Below are 18,059 nucleotides of genomic sequence, written 5' to 3'. Positions count from 1 at the left end.
GATAAAATAAAAAACGGCAAAAACATTGCTTAACAATGCTTCCGCCGTTCGGATGACCTGTGAGGGATTCGAACCCACGACCCCTTCCCTGTCAAGGAAGTGCTCTCCCACTGAGCTAACAAGTCGTATGTATTATTTAGCTTGTTCTATTACTTAAGTACATAATTTATTATAAGTTTTTTTAATAAAAAGTCAACGAATTATTTTTAAAAAATTTTATGTTTATCTTTTAAGGAATTTCCCTGTCAAAGATACGAACTAGTGTTCTTTTTTTATTTGCATAAAAAACATACGTTCGTATATAATGAAAGTATGCTAAGGAGTGATAAAAAATGAAATATATTCTTCGTAAACATTTGGAGGGGAATATTCCCTTAGAGATTATTTATCTCTCCGAACAAGGGAAGATTACCCAGCGGAAAATTCAGGTGCTTGAAATAAATCCAGGACATATTCGTGCCTATTGTTTTCTAAGGCAGACAAAACGAACATTTAAAATGAACAATATTCTTTCTGCCCGCCTTATTAAACCTAGGTATGATAGATCCGGATGAAAAATATGGTATTATTTAGTAAAAATTTAACCGATTAATTCTTCCTCTTCCTGAATGTCCTTTTCTTTCTCAGTTAATGATTCTTCTTCATCTCTTAGACGATGTGCTAATCTTGAAGCGGCACTCGCAGCAATACTTGCAACGATATCATCCAGGAATGTATGAACGACTCCTTCTTGCTTCTTATCCAGTTCGTGAATGACACCTATTTTATTTTTATCTAAATGTCCAAAGGTTGTTACAGCAATGCTTCCGTAGCCTAGAACTGCACCAAAGGCAATGGTTTCATCCACTCCGAACAAGCCTTCATCCGATTCAACAATTGATTGCAGTGGTTCTGATAACTTCTTTTGCTCAGCAAGTTTATCAAGCTCCACACCGACTAAAATAGCATGTTGAATTTCCCTTTTTAAAAGAACGCGCTCTACGCTGCGAATGCATTCCTCCAATTTCAAATCAGCTTTGTAAGGGAACTGCAATTCATATACAATTTCTGCAATGGCTTCCACACTGACACCACGTTCTATTAATGTTTGCTTAGCCGCTCTTGTTACTTCCCTGCTGTGTACGTGTACATCTGTCATTTCTCTGCCACCTCTTTTTTTGTAATATTTTTCTATATCCTTTCATTATAGCATTTTATATTTTAAATTTTTAGAAAATAAAATGAAATTTTTCTATTTGAAATTCTTGTCACGAGAAAAAGATGGGAAGCTGTGATAAAATAGCCAAGTAAGTAGTTTTTCATTATTAATTATAGAGGTGCGGAAGAATGAGTTTACGTAAAGGCACGATAAAAGAGTACATATTTAAAAGTGAAGCTTTAGCAGAAGAATTGGAGCTACTTGTTTACTTGCCTGCTAATTTTTCTCCACTATATAAATATTCGCTTGTCATTGCTCAGGATGGCCGTGATTACTTTCAGATGGGACGGATTGGTCGCGTAGCCGATGAACTATTAGGGAACGATGAAATTGAGAATATCATCGTCGTCGGTATTCCTTATAAAGATCGATTTGACCGCAGACGTAAATATCATCCAGATGGGGAACAGCACGTTGAATACATACGTTTTCTCGCCCATGAACTTGTTCCGTTTTTAGATGATGAATTTCCAACCTATCAAATGGGGCATGGTCGTGCTTTAATCGGTGACTCTCTTGGTGGCACTGTTTCTTTATTAGCTGCTCTTCAATATCCTCATACATTTGGGAAGTGCATCATGCAGTCTCCGCTTGCAAATGAAGCAGTATTGGATGCTGTCCGTAATTTTGAGAATCCGCATCTCCTAGAACTTTATCATGTAATTGGGACCGAGGAAACCGATGTTCCCACGACAGATGGAAATCGGGCAAACTTTATAGAACCTAACCGGGAACTGCATAAATTATTAAACCAAAAAGGATTTCCTTGCTTCTATGAAGAATTTGAAGGTAATCATACCTGGAAGTATTGGCAGGCAGATTTAAAAAGAGCACTATTGGAAATGTTCTAACAAAACTAGAAACCCTTCTTTTAAGAAAGGTTTCTATAAAACATATCCAAATACAATATTACAACTAAAAAAATTTCAGGAGGTTTCAATTATGAAATATGGTGTTGCAATTTTCCCTTCAAAAAAACTTCAAGATTTAGCTAACTCCTATCGAAAACGTTATGATACGAAGTACGCTTTCATTCCACCACATATTACGCTTAAACAAACGTTTGAAGCTACGGATATGGAAATTTCTACAGTTGCAGAACGATTAAAAGACATTGCAAAAAAATCCCAGCCTTTTAAGTTAAATGTAACGAAAGCGAAGTCTTTCCAACCCGTGAGCAATACAATTTATTTTAAAGTCGAATTATCTGAGGAACTTCAAGAGCTGCATGTAGCACTTCACGATGAGAAATTTTGCAAAAGTGAAAGTGAACATGCCTTTGTTCCGCATATTACGATTGCTCAGGATTTATCCGATAATGAGCACTCTGATGTTTTAGGACAACTTAGTATGCTAGATGTTAGCCATGAAGAAGAAGTAAAGCGAATCCACTTATTGTACCAGCTTGAAGATGGGGCATGGACTGTATATGAAACATTTAGATTAGGGGCTGAATAATTTCGTGTTTGTAAAAATTGCCGAGAACACCCAAGAGCGTGAGTATGCTTATATGATTAGAAAAAAAGTATTCGTCGATGAACAAAATGTCCCAATTGAAGAAGAGGTTGATCAATACGAAGAAGACTCCACTCACTTCGTTTTATATAATGAACAAGAACAGCCGGTTGGGGCCGGGCGATTCAGGGTCATTGACGGCGTTGGTAAGGTCCAGCGCATATGTGTACTTTCAACAACGCGAAAAAATGGGGCTGGTGCTATGATTATGAGTGCTATTGAGGAATTTGCCGAACAAAATAAAATTCCTCAATTAAAGCTTGATGCTCAGCTACACGCGATTCCTTTTTATTCGAAACTAGGTTATCAGATTGTTTCCGACGAATTTATGGACGCTGGCATACCCCATAAAACGATGAAGAAAAACATTTAATAATACAGAACGCTGTCCATCCATTTTTCTGGATGGGCAGCGTTTTTTTTGTTTTCATGAGTCTTATTTTTAAATCTTTTAAAAAAACCATTTCCGTTCAATGGCAATCTTCGCAAATATACATAGTCTATATATAGAAAGCAAGAAGGAGGGAAAATTTTATGAGTAACAATGAATTCAACCTGGAGGAGTCTCAAAAAAGACTAATGGAACTGCTGGTTTCACGGACTTTGAGAAAAAATGGTTTCAAAAAAGAGAAAGTTGATTTGTCTGAAAAAGAGAGAAACAACTTAAAAGAAACCATCCGCTATTTACAGGAACAATCACAAATTCTCATAAACCAAGAAAAGAAAATCACGGAAAATGATGTTAACCCAGTAACAAATTCTTATCAAACCAAATATAGGGATTCGAAAGATAAATAACTTCACCATTATTTATCTAAAGAAACCTTACTTGCTGGAGAATTAAGTAAAACTAGACCTAGCAGCACTTACATTTCATTCCTAAAGTTCCAGCTTCGTTATAATTTTATCCTCGCCTCACTAATACTTTGCTTAAGTATTAAAAAATAGACGAATAAATTGATTTATTCGTCCAACCAGAATGACCATCCAAGCATATTTTAATAGGGAATAAAACCTAAGGAGGAAAAAACGACATGAACCAAAATGTATATCGTAGTAATTGTAATACAAACGAAGGCTCTGATAGATCATGGTCGGCTCTAGATTCTGCTTCTAATCATCCCCTATCAGGATTCTGTAACGACGACACCCAGATTGAACAAGAGGCAAGACAGGACAATTCTCAAGTTCAACTTTCTGAAGAACTAATTTACATTAAAGATTCTTGTAATGTAAATGTTACTTCTACAGATGTTAAAGCGGCACTTTCATTACAAGCGGCTCTACAAGCAGCAATTGCGGTCATCGTAAGTATTTCTATTGCAGATGCTGATAATGCTGAGCGAATTACCCAAGAGTTAATTCAATCTTCTAATGTTAGACAAATTACACGCCAAAAAACGATTGTTGAAAACAGCCGTGATATCGATATTACAACAACTGATGCACAAATCGCTCTTAACATCCAACTTTTACTGCAATTGTTGTTAGCTTTAATTGTAGAAATAGACATTCTTTAAGAAAGAACACAAAAAGGACACTTTACGTGTCCTCTTTTGTTTTTTATTCAAGATTTACACCACTTCGTTAAAATACCCCCCTTTCCTATTATTTCAGCCGTTAGTTCTTCTTTCATCCTCAACCCCATTTGAATCTTTTAAGTTCCTGTTCCATTTGTCATTTCCTAGTTCTGGTAATAAATTTGGTAATTTTTTTTAAAACGTCCCGTTTCGTCTTCCATAACTTGATTATAACGGATAGGTTGAATGGGTGCTGTTCCTATCACATTTCTTACATTCTCTGCAGCCTTGACTATCCGGTTGGCGTATTGAATGTAATCTAATTGTGTTACAGGTGCTATGTATCCCATCGTTATCCCTCCCCATTATAAATAGAAATAATGTTATTTAATTTACCAACTGGGATGATATTGAAACATCATTTTCACATTCTTATTTTACTAATCTTCTGGTATGATGAATATTGCCGATATTTTTAATAGATTAGAGGTATCCATTTATATGAATCAAGCAAAATCTGGCAATGAAATCGTACATTTACATACTGTTTCAGCTGGTGAGCTGCAGACACTTTTTGAAAAAGGAAAACGTGACCAGCTTTCTTGTATCATTTGTCATAAACCATTAAAATTATTTATCGGGATCCATATGACACCCTATTTTTATCATAGTGACCCTTCACGGTCAGACTGTGAAGTGCCAAATTTGGAACCAATAAATGAGGATAAACCATTAGAATATATGGAACAGAATGGGTTTAAGATTCCTAAATCACGGACCATTACTGAAACGAAAATAATTACTGAACCTTACCTAAAAAGCCGAACGATTACAGGTAACCCGCCATTTACAGATAAACCTTCTATCCTAGAACAACTAGAAGACCCTTACTTTCAAGAATTATCCGCACGAGGAGTAGTACTCGATTCGGAGCAATTAAAAGCAGTAATGACGATTGATGGACCACTTCTTGTCCTATCGGGAGCCGGCAGCGGAAAAACTCGGGTATTAACTGTTCGGACTGCTTATATGCTAACGGTAAAAAAGATCAATCCAAAAAGTATCATGCTTGTAACCTTTACGGCGAAATCCGCCAAGGAAATGCAACAGCGCCTGCTAAGCTACCCTTATATGACTCCTTCCCTTGTTTCTCAAATCGTTAGTGGTACCTTCCATAGTATCTTTTATAAAATACTGATTTTCCATGAGCCAACCAAATGGCAACGGGATTTACTATTAAAGTGGGATTGGGAGAAAGAAAAAATATTGAAACAGGCTGGTCGGGAATTGGAACTCGATGATAAGGAATTTGCATATGATCAAGCTCTTCAGCAAATTGGTCTTTGGAAAAACTCATTGGTTTTTCCAGACGATATCAAACCGAATGACGAATGGGAGAAATCCTGTCTATTTTTATATAAGAATTATGAAGAATATAAAGAGCAAACAGGAAAATACGATTTTGATGATATGCTTGTCGGCTGTTATATATTTTTTAAAAATCACCCAGAATTTTTAAAAAAGTATCAGCAAAGGTTTCACTATTTTTTAGTTGATGAGTTTCAGGATATAAATAAAGTTCAATATGAACTGATAAAACTTCTTTCGGCTGAATCAAAAAATGTTTGTGCCGTCGGAGATGACGATCAAGCCATCTATTCATTCCGTGGGAGTGATCCGAAGTATATTCTAAATTTTAATTACGATTTCCCCGGTTCTCAAGTTGTAAAACTAACCGAAAATTACCGGTCTTCACATGAAATTGTCGCTACAGCCAACCGGATGATTAAGCGAAATCAGCACAGAATGGAAAAAAAGATGAGTGCACAGCATAATCATGGCAATCCTCCTGTGTTATTTTATCCTCATGATGAGGAATTAGAGGCTACGATGATTGTATCCGATATCCAGGAAAAAATCGCCAAAGGAGCAAACCCTGGTGACTTTGCGGTTTTGTACAGAACACATACAATGTCGCGGGCCATTTTTGAAAGACTAGCAGCTTCCAATCTGCCCTTTGTAATTGAAAAAGATGCGGATTCGTTTTATCAGCGCCGAGTGATTCGAGGTATGCTTGCCTTCATGCGTTTGAGTCTATTTCCTCAGGATAGCAAGGCAGCATCGGATGTCCTTTCTTCATTATTTTTAAAGCAAAGTATACTACAGGAATTAAAGGCACAGACGATACTTCAGGATTGTGATTTTATTGATGCATTTGCTTTTGTTAAAACGGGACATGCTTTTCAGGAACGGAAATTAAAGACGATTCCGACACAAATCCGTTCTATAAAAAGTATGTCACCGCTCGTAGCTTTAGAAATCATAGAGAAAGATTTAGGGTATCAAGAATATGTAAAAAAACGCGGAAATGAAGCCAATCTCGAAAAAGGTTCTGATGATATCCGCGACCTAAAAGTGGCTGCAAACCGTTTTCCAACCGTCGCCTCCTTCCTAGACCATGTCGACCATATGACAGCCATGGTCCAGGAGGTTAAACAGCTGTCAAAACATTTTAAAGATGCCATACAGCTAACAACCATACACCGTTCCAAAGGGCTTGAATATCAATCTGTTTACGTTCTTGCTGCTGTCGATGGCAGCATTCCGCATGACTTTGCGCTTGAATCATACCGGAAAGGGGAACTTGCACCTCTTGAAGAGGAAAGACGCTTGCTCTACGTAGCAGCAACCCGGGCGAAAAAGGATCTTTACCTTTCCGTCCTGCAAACTAGACGCGGACGAACCGCCCACCCTTCACGATTCTTAAAGTTTTGACCCAAGGTTAACCTGTAACTAGATATTAAAACAGGGGGCTGCATCTACCGCAGGCCCCTGTTTTTGATTATTTTTTATTTATCATATTAGAAATCGTCCCGAAATCCAGTTTATTCCCTTCAGCTACGATGGAGTGAACAATTTTATCCTCCATTTCCTTAGTAACAGGTTTATTAGCTATTTTCGAAACACGTTTAATAACGCTCCTTACAGTAGATTCATCTTTAAAATTGGCACCTTGTAGAGAGTTTGCCAACTCTAATACATCTTTCATATTTACGCCCGTTTTACCTTCTATGTTTTTAAAAAAGTTATTATCCATGCCTAAGCCCCTCCTTTTCTGTACCTATCCTATGGGAGTATCAGAAAAATGGTGCAAGGATTATGTAAATATAAATAAAAAGAAATGGAATAGGCTTCTTCTGCCTATTCCATTTCTTTTAGCAGAAAGAAGCCCCTACAATTATTAATAGGATAAACAAAACAACAATTACAACGAACGTAGATCCACCGCTGAAACCGCCGCCATATCCATAACCGCCACCGCCACAACATCCGCCGTAGCCGCCGCCGTAGCCACCGAAACCAAACATGCTCATTCACCTCGCTCTCGCTTAGCTTACTGATAACATATGTAGGTCAGGACAAATATGTATAGGCCATGTCCTAGTCCAGGCTGCCTATTTCTACTGAAACTTTATCCTTTAGGTCTAAAGACTAATGCACCGATAAATCCAAAGATGATGGCTGCCGAGATACCGGAACTCGTGATTTCAAACATACCGGTAAGTACGCCAACGAGCCCATGTTTATCCGCTTCTAGCATGGCACCGCCTACAAGCGAATTCCCAAACGATACGATTGGTATGGTAGCTCCTGCCCCGGCAAAATCAACAAGCGGTTCATATAATTCAAACCCTCCAAGTACAGCTCCTATTACAACGAAGAGGCTTAACGTATGTGCTGGTGTCAGCTTAGCCACATCGAAAAGAAGCTGGCCGACTACACAAATCAAGCCCCCGATGACAAAGGCCCAAAAAAACATTGCTAACATCCAAATCTCTCCTTTTTCACGAATTCATCCCATACTCAATGGCCACCGCATGGGCAATACATGGAATTGAATTTTTTTGCTGAACAGATAGCGGTGATAATAATGCTCCTGTTGCAACAAGCAGGATTTTTTTATATTTACCTTGAATCATTTCATTAAGTATATGGCCATATAAAACAACTGCTGAACATCCCGCGCCACTACCGCCTGCCATAACAGGCTGGTCCTTTTTAAATATCATCAAACCGCAATCTTTGAATTTTTCCTGATTGATCTTGCAGCCTTTCTGCTTTAATAGATCCATCGCCGTTTCCCTGCCTATTTGTCCTAAATCACCTGTAATGATCAAATCATAATCATCTGGGGTCAGACCCGTATCGTTAAAATGTGCTAAAATCGTATCGACAGCCGCTGGGGCCATTGCTCCTCCCATATTGAAAGGATCTTTCAATCCCATGTCAATGACCTTACCGATAGTGGCTGAAATAATATGGGGAAATACCCCCTGCTTGCTACCATTTGGAGCAACCAGCGCTACCCCTGCCCCTGTTATCGTCCACTGAGCTGTGGGTGGTTTTTGCCCGCCATACTCAGTCGGATAGCGGAATTGCTTTTCAACAGCTGCATTATGGCTTGAAGCCCCCGTTAACACATAGTTCGCTCCTCCATAATTGGTTATGAAGGCTGATAGTGCAAGCCCCTCCATTGAAGTAGAGCAGGCACCAAACAGACCGAAGTATGGAATGCCATTTGTTCTAGCCGCAAAACTTGTGGGTGTAATCTGATTGATTAAATCACCCGCCAAGAAAAATTGTACCTTTTCCTTGTCTATCTTACCTTTCTCCAATGCAAGCTCCACCGCTTTCTCCATCAAATGACGATGAGCCTTCTCATACGAATCCTGCTCCATCCATAAATCACTGTACAGAATATCGAAATCTCCGGCGATTTCTCCATTTGCCTCAAAAGGCCCACCGGTTACCCCTGTTTCCAAAATGACCGGTTTATTGGCGAACGTCCATGTTTGTTTTCCCTTTAACACCGCTTAGCCCCCAATCATTTGATAAATCGTTTTAATCAACGCCACGACAAAGGCTGAAAATACACCAAATAGAATCACCGATCCGGCCAATTTAAACATATTGGAACCAACACCAAGAACAAATCCTTCCGTCCTGTGTTCGATTGCTGCTGAAATAACTGCGTTACCGAATCCCGTTACTGGGACAGCACTCCCTGCTCCCCCAAACTGTCCGATGCGGTCGTAAAATCCGAAGCCAGTCATTAAAAGTGCGAGAAACACCATGGTCGCAGTCGTTGGGCTTCCGGCTGTCTGTTCCGTAAAGTTGAAAAAATAAATATAAAAGTATGAAATAGCTTGTCCTACTAAACAGAAAATACCGCCTACTAAAAAGGCTTTTATACAATTCTTCAGGATCGGCCTTTTTATTTCATGCTTCTCTTGAAGCTTTTTATACGCATCCTGCTGGGGAGTCGTGTTCTCCTTGCTGCTCATATTGAGAAACCTCTCTTTCTATATTAATTCTTTTTGAAGTTCTTCAATTTCCTTGAACTTCTTTATTGCCTTTTTCTCAGGAACCTCTTTTTCCTTAAGAAACTCATTCAATCTTAATGATTCCAGAAAGATTTTATAATCGCTAGAAACGATAAAATCATACTTTGGAAACTTTTCTTCCAACTTTCCAGTCACGTTCTTTTCAATTTTTTTCATATGAAAACGTTTCAAGTGCTTAACTTTATAAGCGACGATAATCTTTTTTCCATTTTTCACCACGATTACATCATAGATTGTGTCTTCGTTGGCTACTGTCTCCTTGACCTTTGAAATGAGTCCTTTTTCATCCTTTTCATCCATTCCATTAATGATATCCATCGGTTCAGGATTCGTGCGCTTAATTAACGCTAAGTTTTCTGTTTTTCCGTCTCCTTTACTGCTACAGGCTGTTAGCAAACACACAACTACTGCAAAAACCAGCCAGATAACATATAAATAACTTCCTCGTCTGAACATAGAATCACATCCTAATTTATTGTTCTATTTTTATTTTCTTGTTTAACTGTTTTTTTATGAATGGTAGGATTAGGAAATAAAAAAACCTTCCCAATTCGGAAAGGTTTTTTTTTTCATTCAATAGCCCTTATTTTTATTATTATTATTGCAGCCACAGTCTTTTTTTATTTTGACCGGTTGTTCCTTTTTCACCGGTTTTGCATACGTCCATGGACTTTGTTTGTTATTCAATTGTGACTCCCCCTTTTCCCTCTATACCATACTATATGATTGAAGAGACAAGTTGTTTCCAATCAAATGTCCAAAATTCTGCTGATTATAACCTCTAAGATTGACCCTACTGCGGCAACTGCGAGGATTAAAATCAGCACTTCCCCAATAAATAACTGTTGTAGATAAAGCAAAACCAGAAATAGACTGACCCAGATACCCACACACCAAAAACAGCTTAGCAATTGTCCAAACCAGCCAAGCAAGCCCTTTTCCTTAGGAATTAAATAAATCTCCACATCACCCTTTTCATTCTTTTCTTCTATCTCTTTAAAAAAAGGACGGCGCAAAGGTTCCATAATTTTATCGAAAACAATTAAGCGTGTCAGCCTAAATGAAGCTAAACCTAATAGAAGTATTAAGGTGAACTCATGCTGTGAGAGAAACATTCAATTCTGCTCCTTCACTTGGATTCTTTAATAATTTTGGCATCAATAATATTCGGGAGACCGACGAAGCGAATATGATTTCCTCTTTTAATTTTCACTGATTCCCCCCTCATTCCCAATACCTGAAACTTAAGCGTTTCTCCGTTAATAACCGCCTCACATAGCGGCTTTGGATAACCTTGATGTTTGGATAGACGGGTTATGATTTCACTTGAGGATTCCTTTTTCTCCACCTTTTTCTCCACCTTTTTCTTTTTCTTCTTTACAACCTTTGCCGTTTCCTTTTCTTCTTGTACAGGAAGTTCAGTTTGCTCAACTGATGGCTGCTCTGGAACATATTGATGAGTAATTTTTTTAATAGCCGTAATTTCTGATTCAATTTCTTTCATAGCATCAAATACTCCAAATTCCCGCTTGATTTTTTCTATTTTCTCTTCTCCCTGCTCCGTTTCCACAGATTCATGCTCTGCCGTTTCTTGATGTGTACCTTTTTTCGTTCGGTAATCACTTTGCATATTCCCTCGTTGATCCGATATCTTAGCCTGATTGACATATAAAAGGGGTTTGGAGTCCTTATCGCTTTTATTCTCTGACATGCAAATCCTCCTTAATATTTCAGAATATCCACAGACTGCAGCTGCTCTATATGGTATTGAACAACCTTTTTACCAAATTTATGCCTAATAAAAAGACTGGATTCTTTTTTATGTTCCAACTTACCAAACATTGTACGACCATTGATGATGAACTTACAAACTGGCTTAGGTGCAAAGGCTGGAAGTCGGGACAATAACTCCACCATTTCTTCTGTACTAAACGAAGTGGTGAAGTTTTCTCTATTCAAATTTATTTGGCTCTTCGGAGTATTGTGTACTGTTTGCTTACCAACAGTACAAGGCAGACGATCCTTTTTCACGTCCATGATGTCCTCCTCCTTTTCTCATCGACCCAATATAAGGTAGAAAACAGGATTCTGCTGATTTTCCCCAAACAATGAATATCTGCTCTATGTATCAACTATATGAAATTCACCCTTTTTTATGCTGGTGTTGTGCCCTTCTCCTAAAAAAGGGACACTCATTAAAACTTGGATAAGCTGGGGGTTAATGGAGTAACCTAAAAAAATATTGGTTATTAAAGGAGCATATTATAGATGGTTAAAAATGGTAAAATTTCAATCGTACAACTATCTTTAATCGTAATGACTGCGATCGGACTGAAGAACCATGTAACGATTCTTCCTCATTTGTTACCTGCTGCCAAAAGGGATGCCTGGATTTCTGTTCTACTTTCTTTTGGCATTATATTGATTTGGTGTCTGCTCTTATTCTATATCCATAAAGCCACAGGTCATACAAATATATTTGGATGGGTGGAAAAAAATATTGGGAAGGTACCAGGCAGAATTTTATCCATTACTATGAGTCTCTTTTTCGCTTCATTAGCTGCGGTTTCATTGAAAGAGATGGTTGTATGGACAAAAGTATCCTATTTGCCTGTAACTCCACCGATTTTTGAAATAATCCTATTTACAGGTTTATGCTTTTTCCTTGCCTCTACAAACATACAAACGATTGCTATTGTCAATACGTTCGTATTATCGGCCGTAATCTTGTTTGGCTTTTTTGTGGCAATCACAAATATTCAATTTAAAAATTATTCACTTTTGCAACCAATTCTTGAACATGGTTGGTCACCTGTTTTTGCAGGTATTATTTATCCTTTGTCTGGCCTAATTGAATTGATTGTGTTTCTCTGTTTGCAGCAAAAAGTTCATGGGAAAATAAAATTTAAAGTATTTGTTATTAATACCATTATCCTTACCTGGCTTATCCTTGGACCCCTTATTGGCTCCATTACTGAATTCGGTCCAATCGAAGCTTCAAGACAAAAGTACCCTGCATTTGAGCAATGGGGATTAGTCACCTTGGGAAGATTCATTGAGCACCTTGACTTCTTGTCGATTTACCAATGGTTAACTGGAGCCTTCATAAGGGTATCCTTTTTCCTGTTTTTATCACTTGAAGTGCTATCTTTAAAAAATAAGCGAAACAAAACGAAATTGCTCATTGTCTACTCAATAATCCTTATCGTTTCCAATTCATTCAGCATCAGTGATGTCATTTTATATGACATTATTAAAACATTTATTATGCCGATTACATTCTGGTTCTTTTTAGCGGTTTCCATACTTTTAAGTATTTTTGTTTTCTTCAGTAATCGTAGAAAAAGGAGGTCCTCATCCGATGTTCAAAAAAATGAAAAAGCAACCATCCAAACCGAATAGTAAAATTGAAACACCAGAAAGGCTCGTAATAAAAGACGAATACGATTTAAAAGAAATTTTTCATAGTTCAGGAGATGTATTTTTCCAAAGCAGTTTATATCGTGATGAGTCTCCGATAAAAGTCACATTAATTGGATGTGAAGGGCTTGTCGATACTGAATTGTTAAATAACCTTGTATTTGAAAGGCTAACTTTATTTTTCCGCAAACATCCAAAAGGAAAATTAACTATTAATGACATAAAGGACTCTCTTTATCTTCCTCAACTTGCTGATATAAACACCAAGGAAGAGTTGTTCGCAGATATCTATTCTGGGAAATTATTGATTTACTTTGAAGGATACGACTATTTGGTTTCTGTAAACATTGCAAATCGACCCCAGCGTAGCCCTGAGGAAACAACTACTGAAGTAACGATAAAGGGGCCGAGAGATAATTTCATTGAAGATTTATCTATTAATGTCGCTTTAATACGAAAGCGAATGCGAACAAATTCCTTAAGTGTAAAATACTTCGAAGTGGGCAGGCGAACATTGACTAAAGTTGCCCTGTTATATATGGATGATATCTCTGACCCTGAAATGGTTCAAACTGTCGCTAAAAGGATTGAAGCAATTGATATAGATGGGATATATGGAGGCAATCAATTTATGGAGTTAATTGATGAACAGACCTCTTTTCTCTTTCCAAGGCACGACTATTCCGGTAAGCCTGATTTTGCAGTGCAATGCCTTTTAAAAGGCAGACTATTAATTCTAATTGATGGCGTTGCCTACACAATGATCACACCCATCAACCTATTTATTGTGTTAAAAACATCGGAAGACCATGAATACACGTCTATCTACGCTTCCTTTGAAAGAGCACTTCGATTATTTGGCATTTTTGTCGCTGCACTTTTGCCAGGATTTTGGGTTGCTTTAACTACCTTTCATCAAGACCAACTTCCAATGATTCTGCTTGCCACTGTAGTCGAATCAAGAAGGGGATTGCCACTCCCCACCTCATTGGAAGCAATTACCATGGTCATCGTGTTTGAAGTATTCAAAGAAGCAGGCATGCGATTACCTACGTCAGTCGGACCAACATTAAGTGTATTGGGTGCTTTAATCATTGGAGATGCAGCAATTCGTTCCGGTTTGACAAGTCCTGCCATGCTCGTAGTCATTGCTGGTTCGGCGGTCGCTACTTACACATTAGTCAATCAATCCATCAATGGCGTCATTAGCTTAATAAGGCTCCTAGCTATTATTTCTGCTTCTTTTTTAGGGCTTTTTGCATTTATGTTGTTAGCTCTATTTTTATGTGCGTATGTAAGTAATATCCGAATATTAGGTGTTCCTTATATGGAAGTGACTGCCAACTTAAGCTTATCCAATATTGTAAAATCTCTTTTTCAGATACCTCCCTCTTTGGATAAAAAACGCCCTTCTATCTTTTCTTCAAAAGATCCTACGAGGAAAGGCGATGATGAACAACAATGAAAAACACACTCATTTTACTGTTGTGTGTTTCAATTCTTTCAGGCTGCTGGGATTCAAATGAACCTGAACGTCTCGTATATGCAAACGGCTTAGGAATCGATTATAAAGACGGAAAGGTCATTGTTTACCTTCAAATTATTAACGTGAAAGGGTTAGCAAAATCGGAATCAGGTGGAGACCCCAGCACACTTAGCCAAGCAGATGTTGGGCGCGCTTCCGGAAACACATTGGACGAAGCCATATTTAATTTGTATAATACGTCCGATCGACGTATTTATTGGGGTCATATCTCTTTTGTGATTTTTTCAGAAGAAGCTCTTAAAGCAGGCGGCCTCAGGTATACTGCTGATTTTTTGGACCGCTACCGCGAAACACGCTACCGGATTTTCTTTTTTATGACTAAAGATCCAATTAAAGATGCGATGCTCATTTCTCCTATCGAAAATATTTCCGTGGCTTTTTCAAAATTAAGCGATCCAGATGGTAACTATAATCAAAGTTCTTTTATCCCACCTATTAATTTAAGAGAGATCATTATTGAACTTGATGAACCTGCTCATCAAGTGGCGATTCCATTACTTAAAATCACAGAACAATGGACTGGTCAGAAAAAAAAGAAGCGGGATTTATTAATGGAGAGAGTAGCTATCATTTCAGAAAATAAAATAAAAACAATTCTACCTAAGAAGGTGATGAATGGCGGAAGATGGTTCAATAAAGATTTCGTTCGGGACAGCGTTACCATTTTCCCTGAAACAAAAAATGACGCATTTGTTGTTATTTACGATAAAAAGACTAAAATAATACCTGTTGTAGAGAAAAATGGAACAGTTCGTTTTGATGTAAAAATGAAACTTAAGGCTAGTGTTGAAATGATGATAAAGGATATAACACGTAAGCAATATGAAAAAGAAATAAAGCGCTCTATCAAAAAGGAAATAAATAAAACGTATCAATATACACAAAAAAGGGATATCGACCTCCTCAGGCTTTCTGAAACACTCTACCGCAAGGATAATAAAGCTTGGAAGAAAGTTGAAATAAAAGGGAGAATTCCATTAGAAGAAGACACACTCAGGTCTATCCAGATTGATGTAGAAATTCAAGATACCGGAAAACAAAGATTAACACCAATCTTTGATGGACAGAAGGATAAAGGAATTGAAAATCAATAAAAAGGGGACCTTTATCGGTCCCCTTTTATCATCCGATTATATGGTAACCGGAATCCACATGAATATTTTCACCAGTAATTCCGCGGGACATGTCACTGAGTAAAAACACAGCCGTATCTCCCACTTCTTCAGGTGTCGTCGTACGACGGAGCGGTGCTTCTTCTTCAATCTTCTTCAAGATTGTATTAAAATCACGTACTCCCTTTGCAGATAATGTACGTATTGGACCAGCAGAAATTGCATTTACACGAATGTTATCCTTACCAAGGTCACTCGACAAGTAACGTACATTGGCTTCAAGTGACGCCTTAGCCACTCCCATTACATTATAGTTTGGCATAACTCGTTCACCGCCAAGGTACGTCATTGTGACAATACTGCCGCCTTCTGTCATAATTTCTTTCGCTGCTTTAGCTACAGCTGTTAAGGAGAACGAACTAATATTATGAGCAAGCAAGAAACCTTCACGGCTCGTGTTAACAAAATCACCGTCCAGCTCTTCCTTATTTGCAAATGCGATACTGTGTGCTACGCCATGAATGATACCTGCTTCTTCCTTGATCGTCGCAAAACATTTTTCAATGCTTTCATCCTTTGTTACATCACATTGCAATATGATTGCAGGCTCACCTTCCAAAGTGGAAGATAGCTCCCTGACGCTCTTTTCTGTACGTTCTTTCCCATAAGTAAATATCAACTTGGCACCTGCTTTGTGTAAGGAACGGGCCACTCCCCAAGCAATACTTCTTTTATTGGCAACACCCATTATGACAAACGTTTTTCCCTCTAATGAAAAAGTCATCGTATGTGACCTCCTATTTTGATACAAGTTATTAGTACCTGCTACTAATGACAGTATAACAAATTTATGGTGAGAAAAACACCGTTTTCTAATCTACTGCTTGCATTAAACATTAGAAATCCTGTTAGCGAGTGGTTAACCTTTTCGCTTACAGTAAATACCCCATGAATAATGTTGCCAATCCGAAGTAAATCAGTATACTAATAAGGTCGTTGATGGTTGTAATAAAAGGACCGGAAGCTACTGCTGGGTCAATCTTCATTTTATGCATGAGGAGCGGGACAAGTGAACCTGCAAGTGTGGCAACGATTAGAGTAATGAAAATCGAAATACCGACTAATAATCCAAGCATAAAATCATCTTGCCAAAAAAAGACGATAAAAATGATGGCAATTCCGCATGTTAGACCAATAATAAGGCCCGTTCCAGCCTCTCGAAGGACCAGTTTCCACTTGCTTTCCTGTTCTAATTCCCCTGTTGCAATTCCTCTAACCGCTACTGCCAGTGCTTGTGTTCCTGTATTTCCAGCCATGCCACCAATCAATGGAATAAAAACAGCAAGAATGGCTTTTTGGCTTAGTGTCTCTTCAAATCGACCAATCAGACTCGCAGTCAACAAACCTAAAAACAAGAGAATGACCAACCATGGCAGCCGTTTTTTTGCAGCTGAAAATGGACTCTTATCGACGTGGTCAAGATCTGATATACCCGCTAATTTAGAATAATCATCGGATGCTTCTTCGTCCATGACATCGATGATATCATCAACTGTAATGATCCCTAACAAATGGTTTTGAAAATCTACGACCGGTAAAGCGAGGAAATTATAATCCCTTATTTTACGGGCCACCTCTTCTTGGTCCTCCGATACAGGAACGGATACTACCCGGTCATCCATTAAATCACTAATTAAAGCCTCTTCATCAGCGATAATCAAGGTCCGAAGCGATAACACACCAAGCAGTTTCTTATCTTGGTCTGTAACAAATACATAATAAATCGTTTCCGCTTGCGGTGCTTCCCGTTTCAAAATCTGCATCGCTGAGCGAGCCGTTTCGTTCGCCTCAATAGCAATGAACTCTGTCGTCATTATGCTTCCTGCTGTAGATTCCTCATAGTTTAGAAGCTCCTGGATTTCACTAGCTGCTTCATCATCCATGATCGTCAAGTAGCTAACGGCCTGCTCATCATTGATCTCATTCAACACGTCTGCAGCATCATCCGCATACATATGGGATAGCATATCAGCTACGTAAGAAGGATTCATTTCAGCAAGGAGGCTTTCGTAATCATCTTCATCTATTTCAATGTTTTCAAATAGACCAGCCATTTCTTCCGGAGATAAATATTTGTACACAACTGACCTAAATTCATCCGACAAGCTTGTATAAAATTGAGCCTGATCGTATGGATGCATTTCTAGGAACTCCGTGCGGAACTGATCTAGGTTTTCTGTTTTAAGTGCGTCAAGCAATAGTTCATTATTCATTTGATTTCTTTCCAGTTCCCTCAACTCTTCCATAACTAAACACCTCCAATAAACTTATTTTTTAATTTCC

General features: G+C 38.2%; 23 protein-coding genes and 1 tRNA gene. 10 read left to right on the top strand and 14 right to left on the bottom strand.

The annotated features are described in order from the left end of the window. Window positions 1-53: 53 nt before the first annotated feature. Window positions 54-125: transfer RNA gene (locus tag NST21_RS06970), tRNA-Val, on the bottom strand. A gap of 207 nt (window positions 126-332) precedes the next feature. Here NST21_RS06970 and NST21_RS06965 point away from each other — a divergent pair. Further along, window positions 333-554 carry a hypothetical protein gene (locus NST21_RS06965; RefSeq protein ID WP_053345030.1) on the top strand — a complete coding sequence of 74 codons (222 nt, stop codon included), beginning with the start codon at window positions 333-335 and terminating at the stop codon, window positions 552-554. A 26-nt stretch (window positions 555-580) separates the two neighbouring features. On the opposite strand, the gene NST21_RS06960 is transcribed toward NST21_RS06965, so the two are convergent. Next, window positions 581-1,138 carry a phosphatidylglycerophosphatase A family protein gene (locus tag NST21_RS06960; protein ID WP_201181790.1) on the bottom strand — a complete coding sequence of 186 codons (558 nt, stop codon included), beginning with the start codon at window positions 1,136-1,138 and terminating at the stop codon, window positions 581-583. Window positions 1,139-1,326: 188 nt separating this feature from the next. Here NST21_RS06960 and NST21_RS06955 point away from each other — a divergent pair, with 188 nt between their 5' ends. The 5 genes from NST21_RS06955 (at window position 1,327) to NST21_RS06935 (ending at window position 4,233) form a co-directional block, all read left to right on the top strand. Then, window positions 1,327-2,049: an alpha/beta hydrolase gene (locus NST21_RS06955; RefSeq protein WP_057217814.1), complete on the top strand. Its 723-nt coding sequence runs from the start codon at window positions 1,327-1,329 to the stop codon at window positions 2,047-2,049. Between the two features lie 91 nt (window positions 2,050-2,140). After that, window positions 2,141-2,656: a YjcG family protein gene (locus NST21_RS06950; protein ID WP_056528262.1), complete on the top strand. Its 516-nt coding sequence runs from the start codon at window positions 2,141-2,143 to the stop codon at window positions 2,654-2,656. Between the two features lie 4 nt (window positions 2,657-2,660). Then, on the top strand, window positions 2,661-3,086 hold the full coding sequence (locus tag NST21_RS06945) for a GNAT family N-acetyltransferase (RefSeq protein ID WP_340888448.1): 426 nt from the start codon (window positions 2,661-2,663) through the stop codon (window positions 3,084-3,086). Between the two features lie 161 nt (window positions 3,087-3,247). Continuing rightward, the gene (locus NST21_RS06940) at window positions 3,248-3,511 is read left to right on the top strand and encodes a hypothetical protein (protein ID WP_056528256.1); all 264 of its coding nucleotides are present in this window, start codon (window positions 3,248-3,250) and stop codon (window positions 3,509-3,511) included. Between the two features lie 236 nt (window positions 3,512-3,747). Further along, on the top strand, window positions 3,748-4,233 hold the full coding sequence (locus tag NST21_RS06935; protein ID WP_056528253.1) for a spore coat protein: 486 nt from the start codon (window positions 3,748-3,750) through the stop codon (window positions 4,231-4,233). 164 nt (window positions 4,234-4,397) lie between these two features. Here the strand turns inward: NST21_RS06935 and NST21_RS06930 are convergent, their stop codons facing one another. Continuing rightward, complete coding sequence (locus NST21_RS06930; RefSeq protein WP_340888447.1) at window positions 4,398-4,583, bottom strand: hypothetical protein; 186 nt, start codon at window positions 4,581-4,583, stop codon at window positions 4,398-4,400. A 151-nt stretch (window positions 4,584-4,734) separates the two neighbouring features. Between NST21_RS06930 and NST21_RS06925 the strand changes: the two genes are divergently transcribed. Further along, window positions 4,735-7,008: an ATP-dependent helicase gene (locus NST21_RS06925; protein WP_340888446.1), complete on the top strand. Its 2,274-nt coding sequence runs from the start codon at window positions 4,735-4,737 to the stop codon at window positions 7,006-7,008. A gap of 67 nt (window positions 7,009-7,075) precedes the next feature. On the opposite strand, the gene NST21_RS06920 is transcribed toward NST21_RS06925, so the two are convergent. The 9 genes from NST21_RS06920 to NST21_RS06880 all read right to left on the bottom strand — a co-directional run bounded on the left by NST21_RS06920 (window position 7,076) and on the right by NST21_RS06880 (window position 11,675). After that, the gene (locus tag NST21_RS06920) at window positions 7,076-7,330 is read right to left on the bottom strand and encodes a stage VI sporulation protein F (RefSeq protein WP_053345022.1); all 255 of its coding nucleotides are present in this window, start codon (window positions 7,328-7,330) and stop codon (window positions 7,076-7,078) included. Window positions 7,331-7,448: 118 nt separating this feature from the next. Further along, window positions 7,449-7,601, bottom strand: coding sequence for a YjcZ family sporulation protein (locus NST21_RS06915; RefSeq protein ID WP_201221655.1), 153 nt, complete (start codon window positions 7,599-7,601; stop codon window positions 7,449-7,451). Window positions 7,602-7,705: 104 nt separating this feature from the next. Further along, complete coding sequence (gene spoVAE, locus NST21_RS06910; protein ID WP_053345021.1) at window positions 7,706-8,062, bottom strand: stage V sporulation protein AE; 357 nt, start codon at window positions 8,060-8,062, stop codon at window positions 7,706-7,708. 16 nt (window positions 8,063-8,078) lie between these two features. Continuing rightward, window positions 8,079-9,104: a stage V sporulation protein AD gene (gene spoVAD / locus NST21_RS06905; RefSeq protein WP_340888444.1), complete on the bottom strand. Its 1,026-nt coding sequence runs from the start codon at window positions 9,102-9,104 to the stop codon at window positions 8,079-8,081. Between the two features lie 3 nt (window positions 9,105-9,107). Beyond that, window positions 9,108-9,578: a stage V sporulation protein AC gene (gene spoVAC, locus NST21_RS06900; RefSeq protein ID WP_340888442.1), complete on the bottom strand. Its 471-nt coding sequence runs from the start codon at window positions 9,576-9,578 to the stop codon at window positions 9,108-9,110. Between the two features lie 18 nt (window positions 9,579-9,596). Continuing rightward, a complete protein-coding gene (locus NST21_RS06895; RefSeq protein ID WP_340888441.1) occupies window positions 9,597-10,094 on the bottom strand; it encodes a YhcN/YlaJ family sporulation lipoprotein in 498 nt (165 codons plus the stop codon). Window positions 10,095-10,387: 293 nt separating this feature from the next. Then, window positions 10,388-10,753: a DUF1360 domain-containing protein gene (locus NST21_RS06890; RefSeq protein ID WP_053345017.1), complete on the bottom strand. Its 366-nt coding sequence runs from the start codon at window positions 10,751-10,753 to the stop codon at window positions 10,388-10,390. 14 nt (window positions 10,754-10,767) lie between these two features. Beyond that, complete coding sequence (locus NST21_RS06885) at window positions 10,768-11,349, bottom strand: hypothetical protein (protein WP_340888440.1); 582 nt, start codon at window positions 11,347-11,349, stop codon at window positions 10,768-10,770. Window positions 11,350-11,360: 11 nt separating this feature from the next. After that, window positions 11,361-11,675 carry a hypothetical protein gene (locus NST21_RS06880; protein ID WP_053345015.1) on the bottom strand — a complete coding sequence of 105 codons (315 nt, stop codon included), beginning with the start codon at window positions 11,673-11,675 and terminating at the stop codon, window positions 11,361-11,363. 231 nt (window positions 11,676-11,906) lie between these two features. Here NST21_RS06880 and NST21_RS06875 point away from each other — a divergent pair, with 231 nt between their 5' ends. Genes NST21_RS06875 through NST21_RS06865 form a run of 3 tightly spaced genes read left to right on the top strand, consistent with a single transcriptional unit; the run spans window position 11,907 to window position 15,698 of the window. Beyond that, window positions 11,907-13,040, top strand: coding sequence for a GerAB/ArcD/ProY family transporter (locus NST21_RS06875; RefSeq protein WP_340888439.1), 1,134 nt, complete (start codon window positions 11,907-11,909; stop codon window positions 13,038-13,040). Further along, the gene (locus tag NST21_RS06870) at window positions 13,000-14,523 is read left to right on the top strand and encodes a spore germination protein (protein WP_340888437.1); all 1,524 of its coding nucleotides are present in this window, start codon (window positions 13,000-13,002) and stop codon (window positions 14,521-14,523) included. The genes NST21_RS06875 and NST21_RS06870 overlap by 41 nt, the downstream gene beginning before the upstream one ends. Then, on the top strand, window positions 14,520-15,698 hold the full coding sequence (locus tag NST21_RS06865) for a Ger(x)C family spore germination protein (protein WP_057217798.1): 1,179 nt from the start codon (window positions 14,520-14,522) through the stop codon (window positions 15,696-15,698). Before NST21_RS06870 ends, NST21_RS06865 begins: the two co-directional genes overlap by 4 nt. A 28-nt stretch (window positions 15,699-15,726) precedes the next feature. Here NST21_RS06865 and fabI read toward each other — a convergent pair whose 3' ends face one another. Continuing rightward, window positions 15,727-16,500 carry an enoyl-ACP reductase FabI gene (gene fabI / locus NST21_RS06860; RefSeq protein ID WP_056528230.1) on the bottom strand — a complete coding sequence of 258 codons (774 nt, stop codon included), beginning with the start codon at window positions 16,498-16,500 and terminating at the stop codon, window positions 15,727-15,729. A 148-nt stretch (window positions 16,501-16,648) separates the two neighbouring features. Further along, window positions 16,649-18,022, bottom strand: a complete 1,374-nt coding sequence (gene mgtE, locus NST21_RS06855; protein WP_340888435.1) for a magnesium transporter — start codon at window positions 18,020-18,022, stop codon at window positions 16,649-16,651. Window positions 18,023-18,059 lie beyond the last annotated feature (37 nt).

The organism is Peribacillus sp. FSL K6-1552 (genome assembly GCF_038005205.1).
GTDB lineage: Bacteria > Bacillota > Bacilli > Bacillales > DSM-1321 > Peribacillus > Peribacillus butanolivorans.
This window is presented reverse-complemented; position numbering and strand designations above follow the sequence as displayed.

Coding starts and splice junctions, on each gene's coding strand:
- NST21_RS06880 (WP_053345015.1), bottom strand. CDS start 11,675: ATGGACGTGAAAAAGGATCGTCTGCCTTGTACTGTTGGTAAGCAAACA.
- NST21_RS06885 (WP_340888440.1), bottom strand. CDS start 11,349: ATGTCAGAGAATAAAAGCGATAAGGACTCCAAACCCCTTTTATATGTC.
- NST21_RS06965 (WP_053345030.1), top strand. CDS start 333: ATGAAATATATTCTTCGTAAACATTTGGAGGGGAATATTCCCTTAGAG.
- NST21_RS06920 (WP_053345022.1), bottom strand. CDS start 7,330: ATGGATAATAACTTTTTTAAAAACATAGAAGGTAAAACGGGCGTAAAT.
- fabI (WP_056528230.1), bottom strand. CDS start 16,500: ATGACTTTTTCATTAGAGGGAAAAACGTTTGTCATAATGGGTGTTGCC.
- NST21_RS06960 (WP_201181790.1), bottom strand. CDS start 1,138: ATGACAGATGTACACGTACACAGCAGGGAAGTAACAAGAGCGGCTAAG.
- NST21_RS06865 (WP_057217798.1), top strand. CDS start 14,520: ATGAAAAACACACTCATTTTACTGTTGTGTGTTTCAATTCTTTCAGGC.
- NST21_RS06870 (WP_340888437.1), top strand. CDS start 13,000: ATGTTCAAAAAAATGAAAAAGCAACCATCCAAACCGAATAGTAAAATT.
- spoVAC (WP_340888442.1), bottom strand. CDS start 9,578: ATGAGCAGCAAGGAGAACACGACTCCCCAGCAGGATGCGTATAAAAAG.
- NST21_RS06940 (WP_056528256.1), top strand. CDS start 3,248: ATGAGTAACAATGAATTCAACCTGGAGGAGTCTCAAAAAAGACTAATG.
- spoVAE (WP_053345021.1), bottom strand. CDS start 8,062: ATGTTAGCAATGTTTTTTTGGGCCTTTGTCATCGGGGGCTTGATTTGT.
- mgtE (WP_340888435.1), bottom strand. CDS start 18,022: ATGGAAGAGTTGAGGGAACTGGAAAGAAATCAAATGAATAATGAACTA.
- NST21_RS06930 (WP_340888447.1), bottom strand. CDS start 4,583: ATGGGATACATAGCACCTGTAACACAATTAGATTACATTCAATACGCC.
- NST21_RS06875 (WP_340888439.1), top strand. CDS start 11,907: ATGGTTAAAAATGGTAAAATTTCAATCGTACAACTATCTTTAATCGTA.
- NST21_RS06955 (WP_057217814.1), top strand. CDS start 1,327: ATGAGTTTACGTAAAGGCACGATAAAAGAGTACATATTTAAAAGTGAA.
- NST21_RS06935 (WP_056528253.1), top strand. CDS start 3,748: ATGAACCAAAATGTATATCGTAGTAATTGTAATACAAACGAAGGCTCT.
- NST21_RS06890 (WP_053345017.1), bottom strand. CDS start 10,753: ATGTTTCTCTCACAGCATGAGTTCACCTTAATACTTCTATTAGGTTTA.
- NST21_RS06895 (WP_340888441.1), bottom strand. CDS start 10,094: ATGTTCAGACGAGGAAGTTATTTATATGTTATCTGGCTGGTTTTTGCA.
- NST21_RS06915 (WP_201221655.1), bottom strand. CDS start 7,601: ATGTTTGGTTTCGGTGGCTACGGCGGCGGCTACGGCGGATGTTGTGGC.
- NST21_RS06950 (WP_056528262.1), top strand. CDS start 2,141: ATGAAATATGGTGTTGCAATTTTCCCTTCAAAAAAACTTCAAGATTTA.
- NST21_RS06925 (WP_340888446.1), top strand. CDS start 4,735: ATGAATCAAGCAAAATCTGGCAATGAAATCGTACATTTACATACTGTT.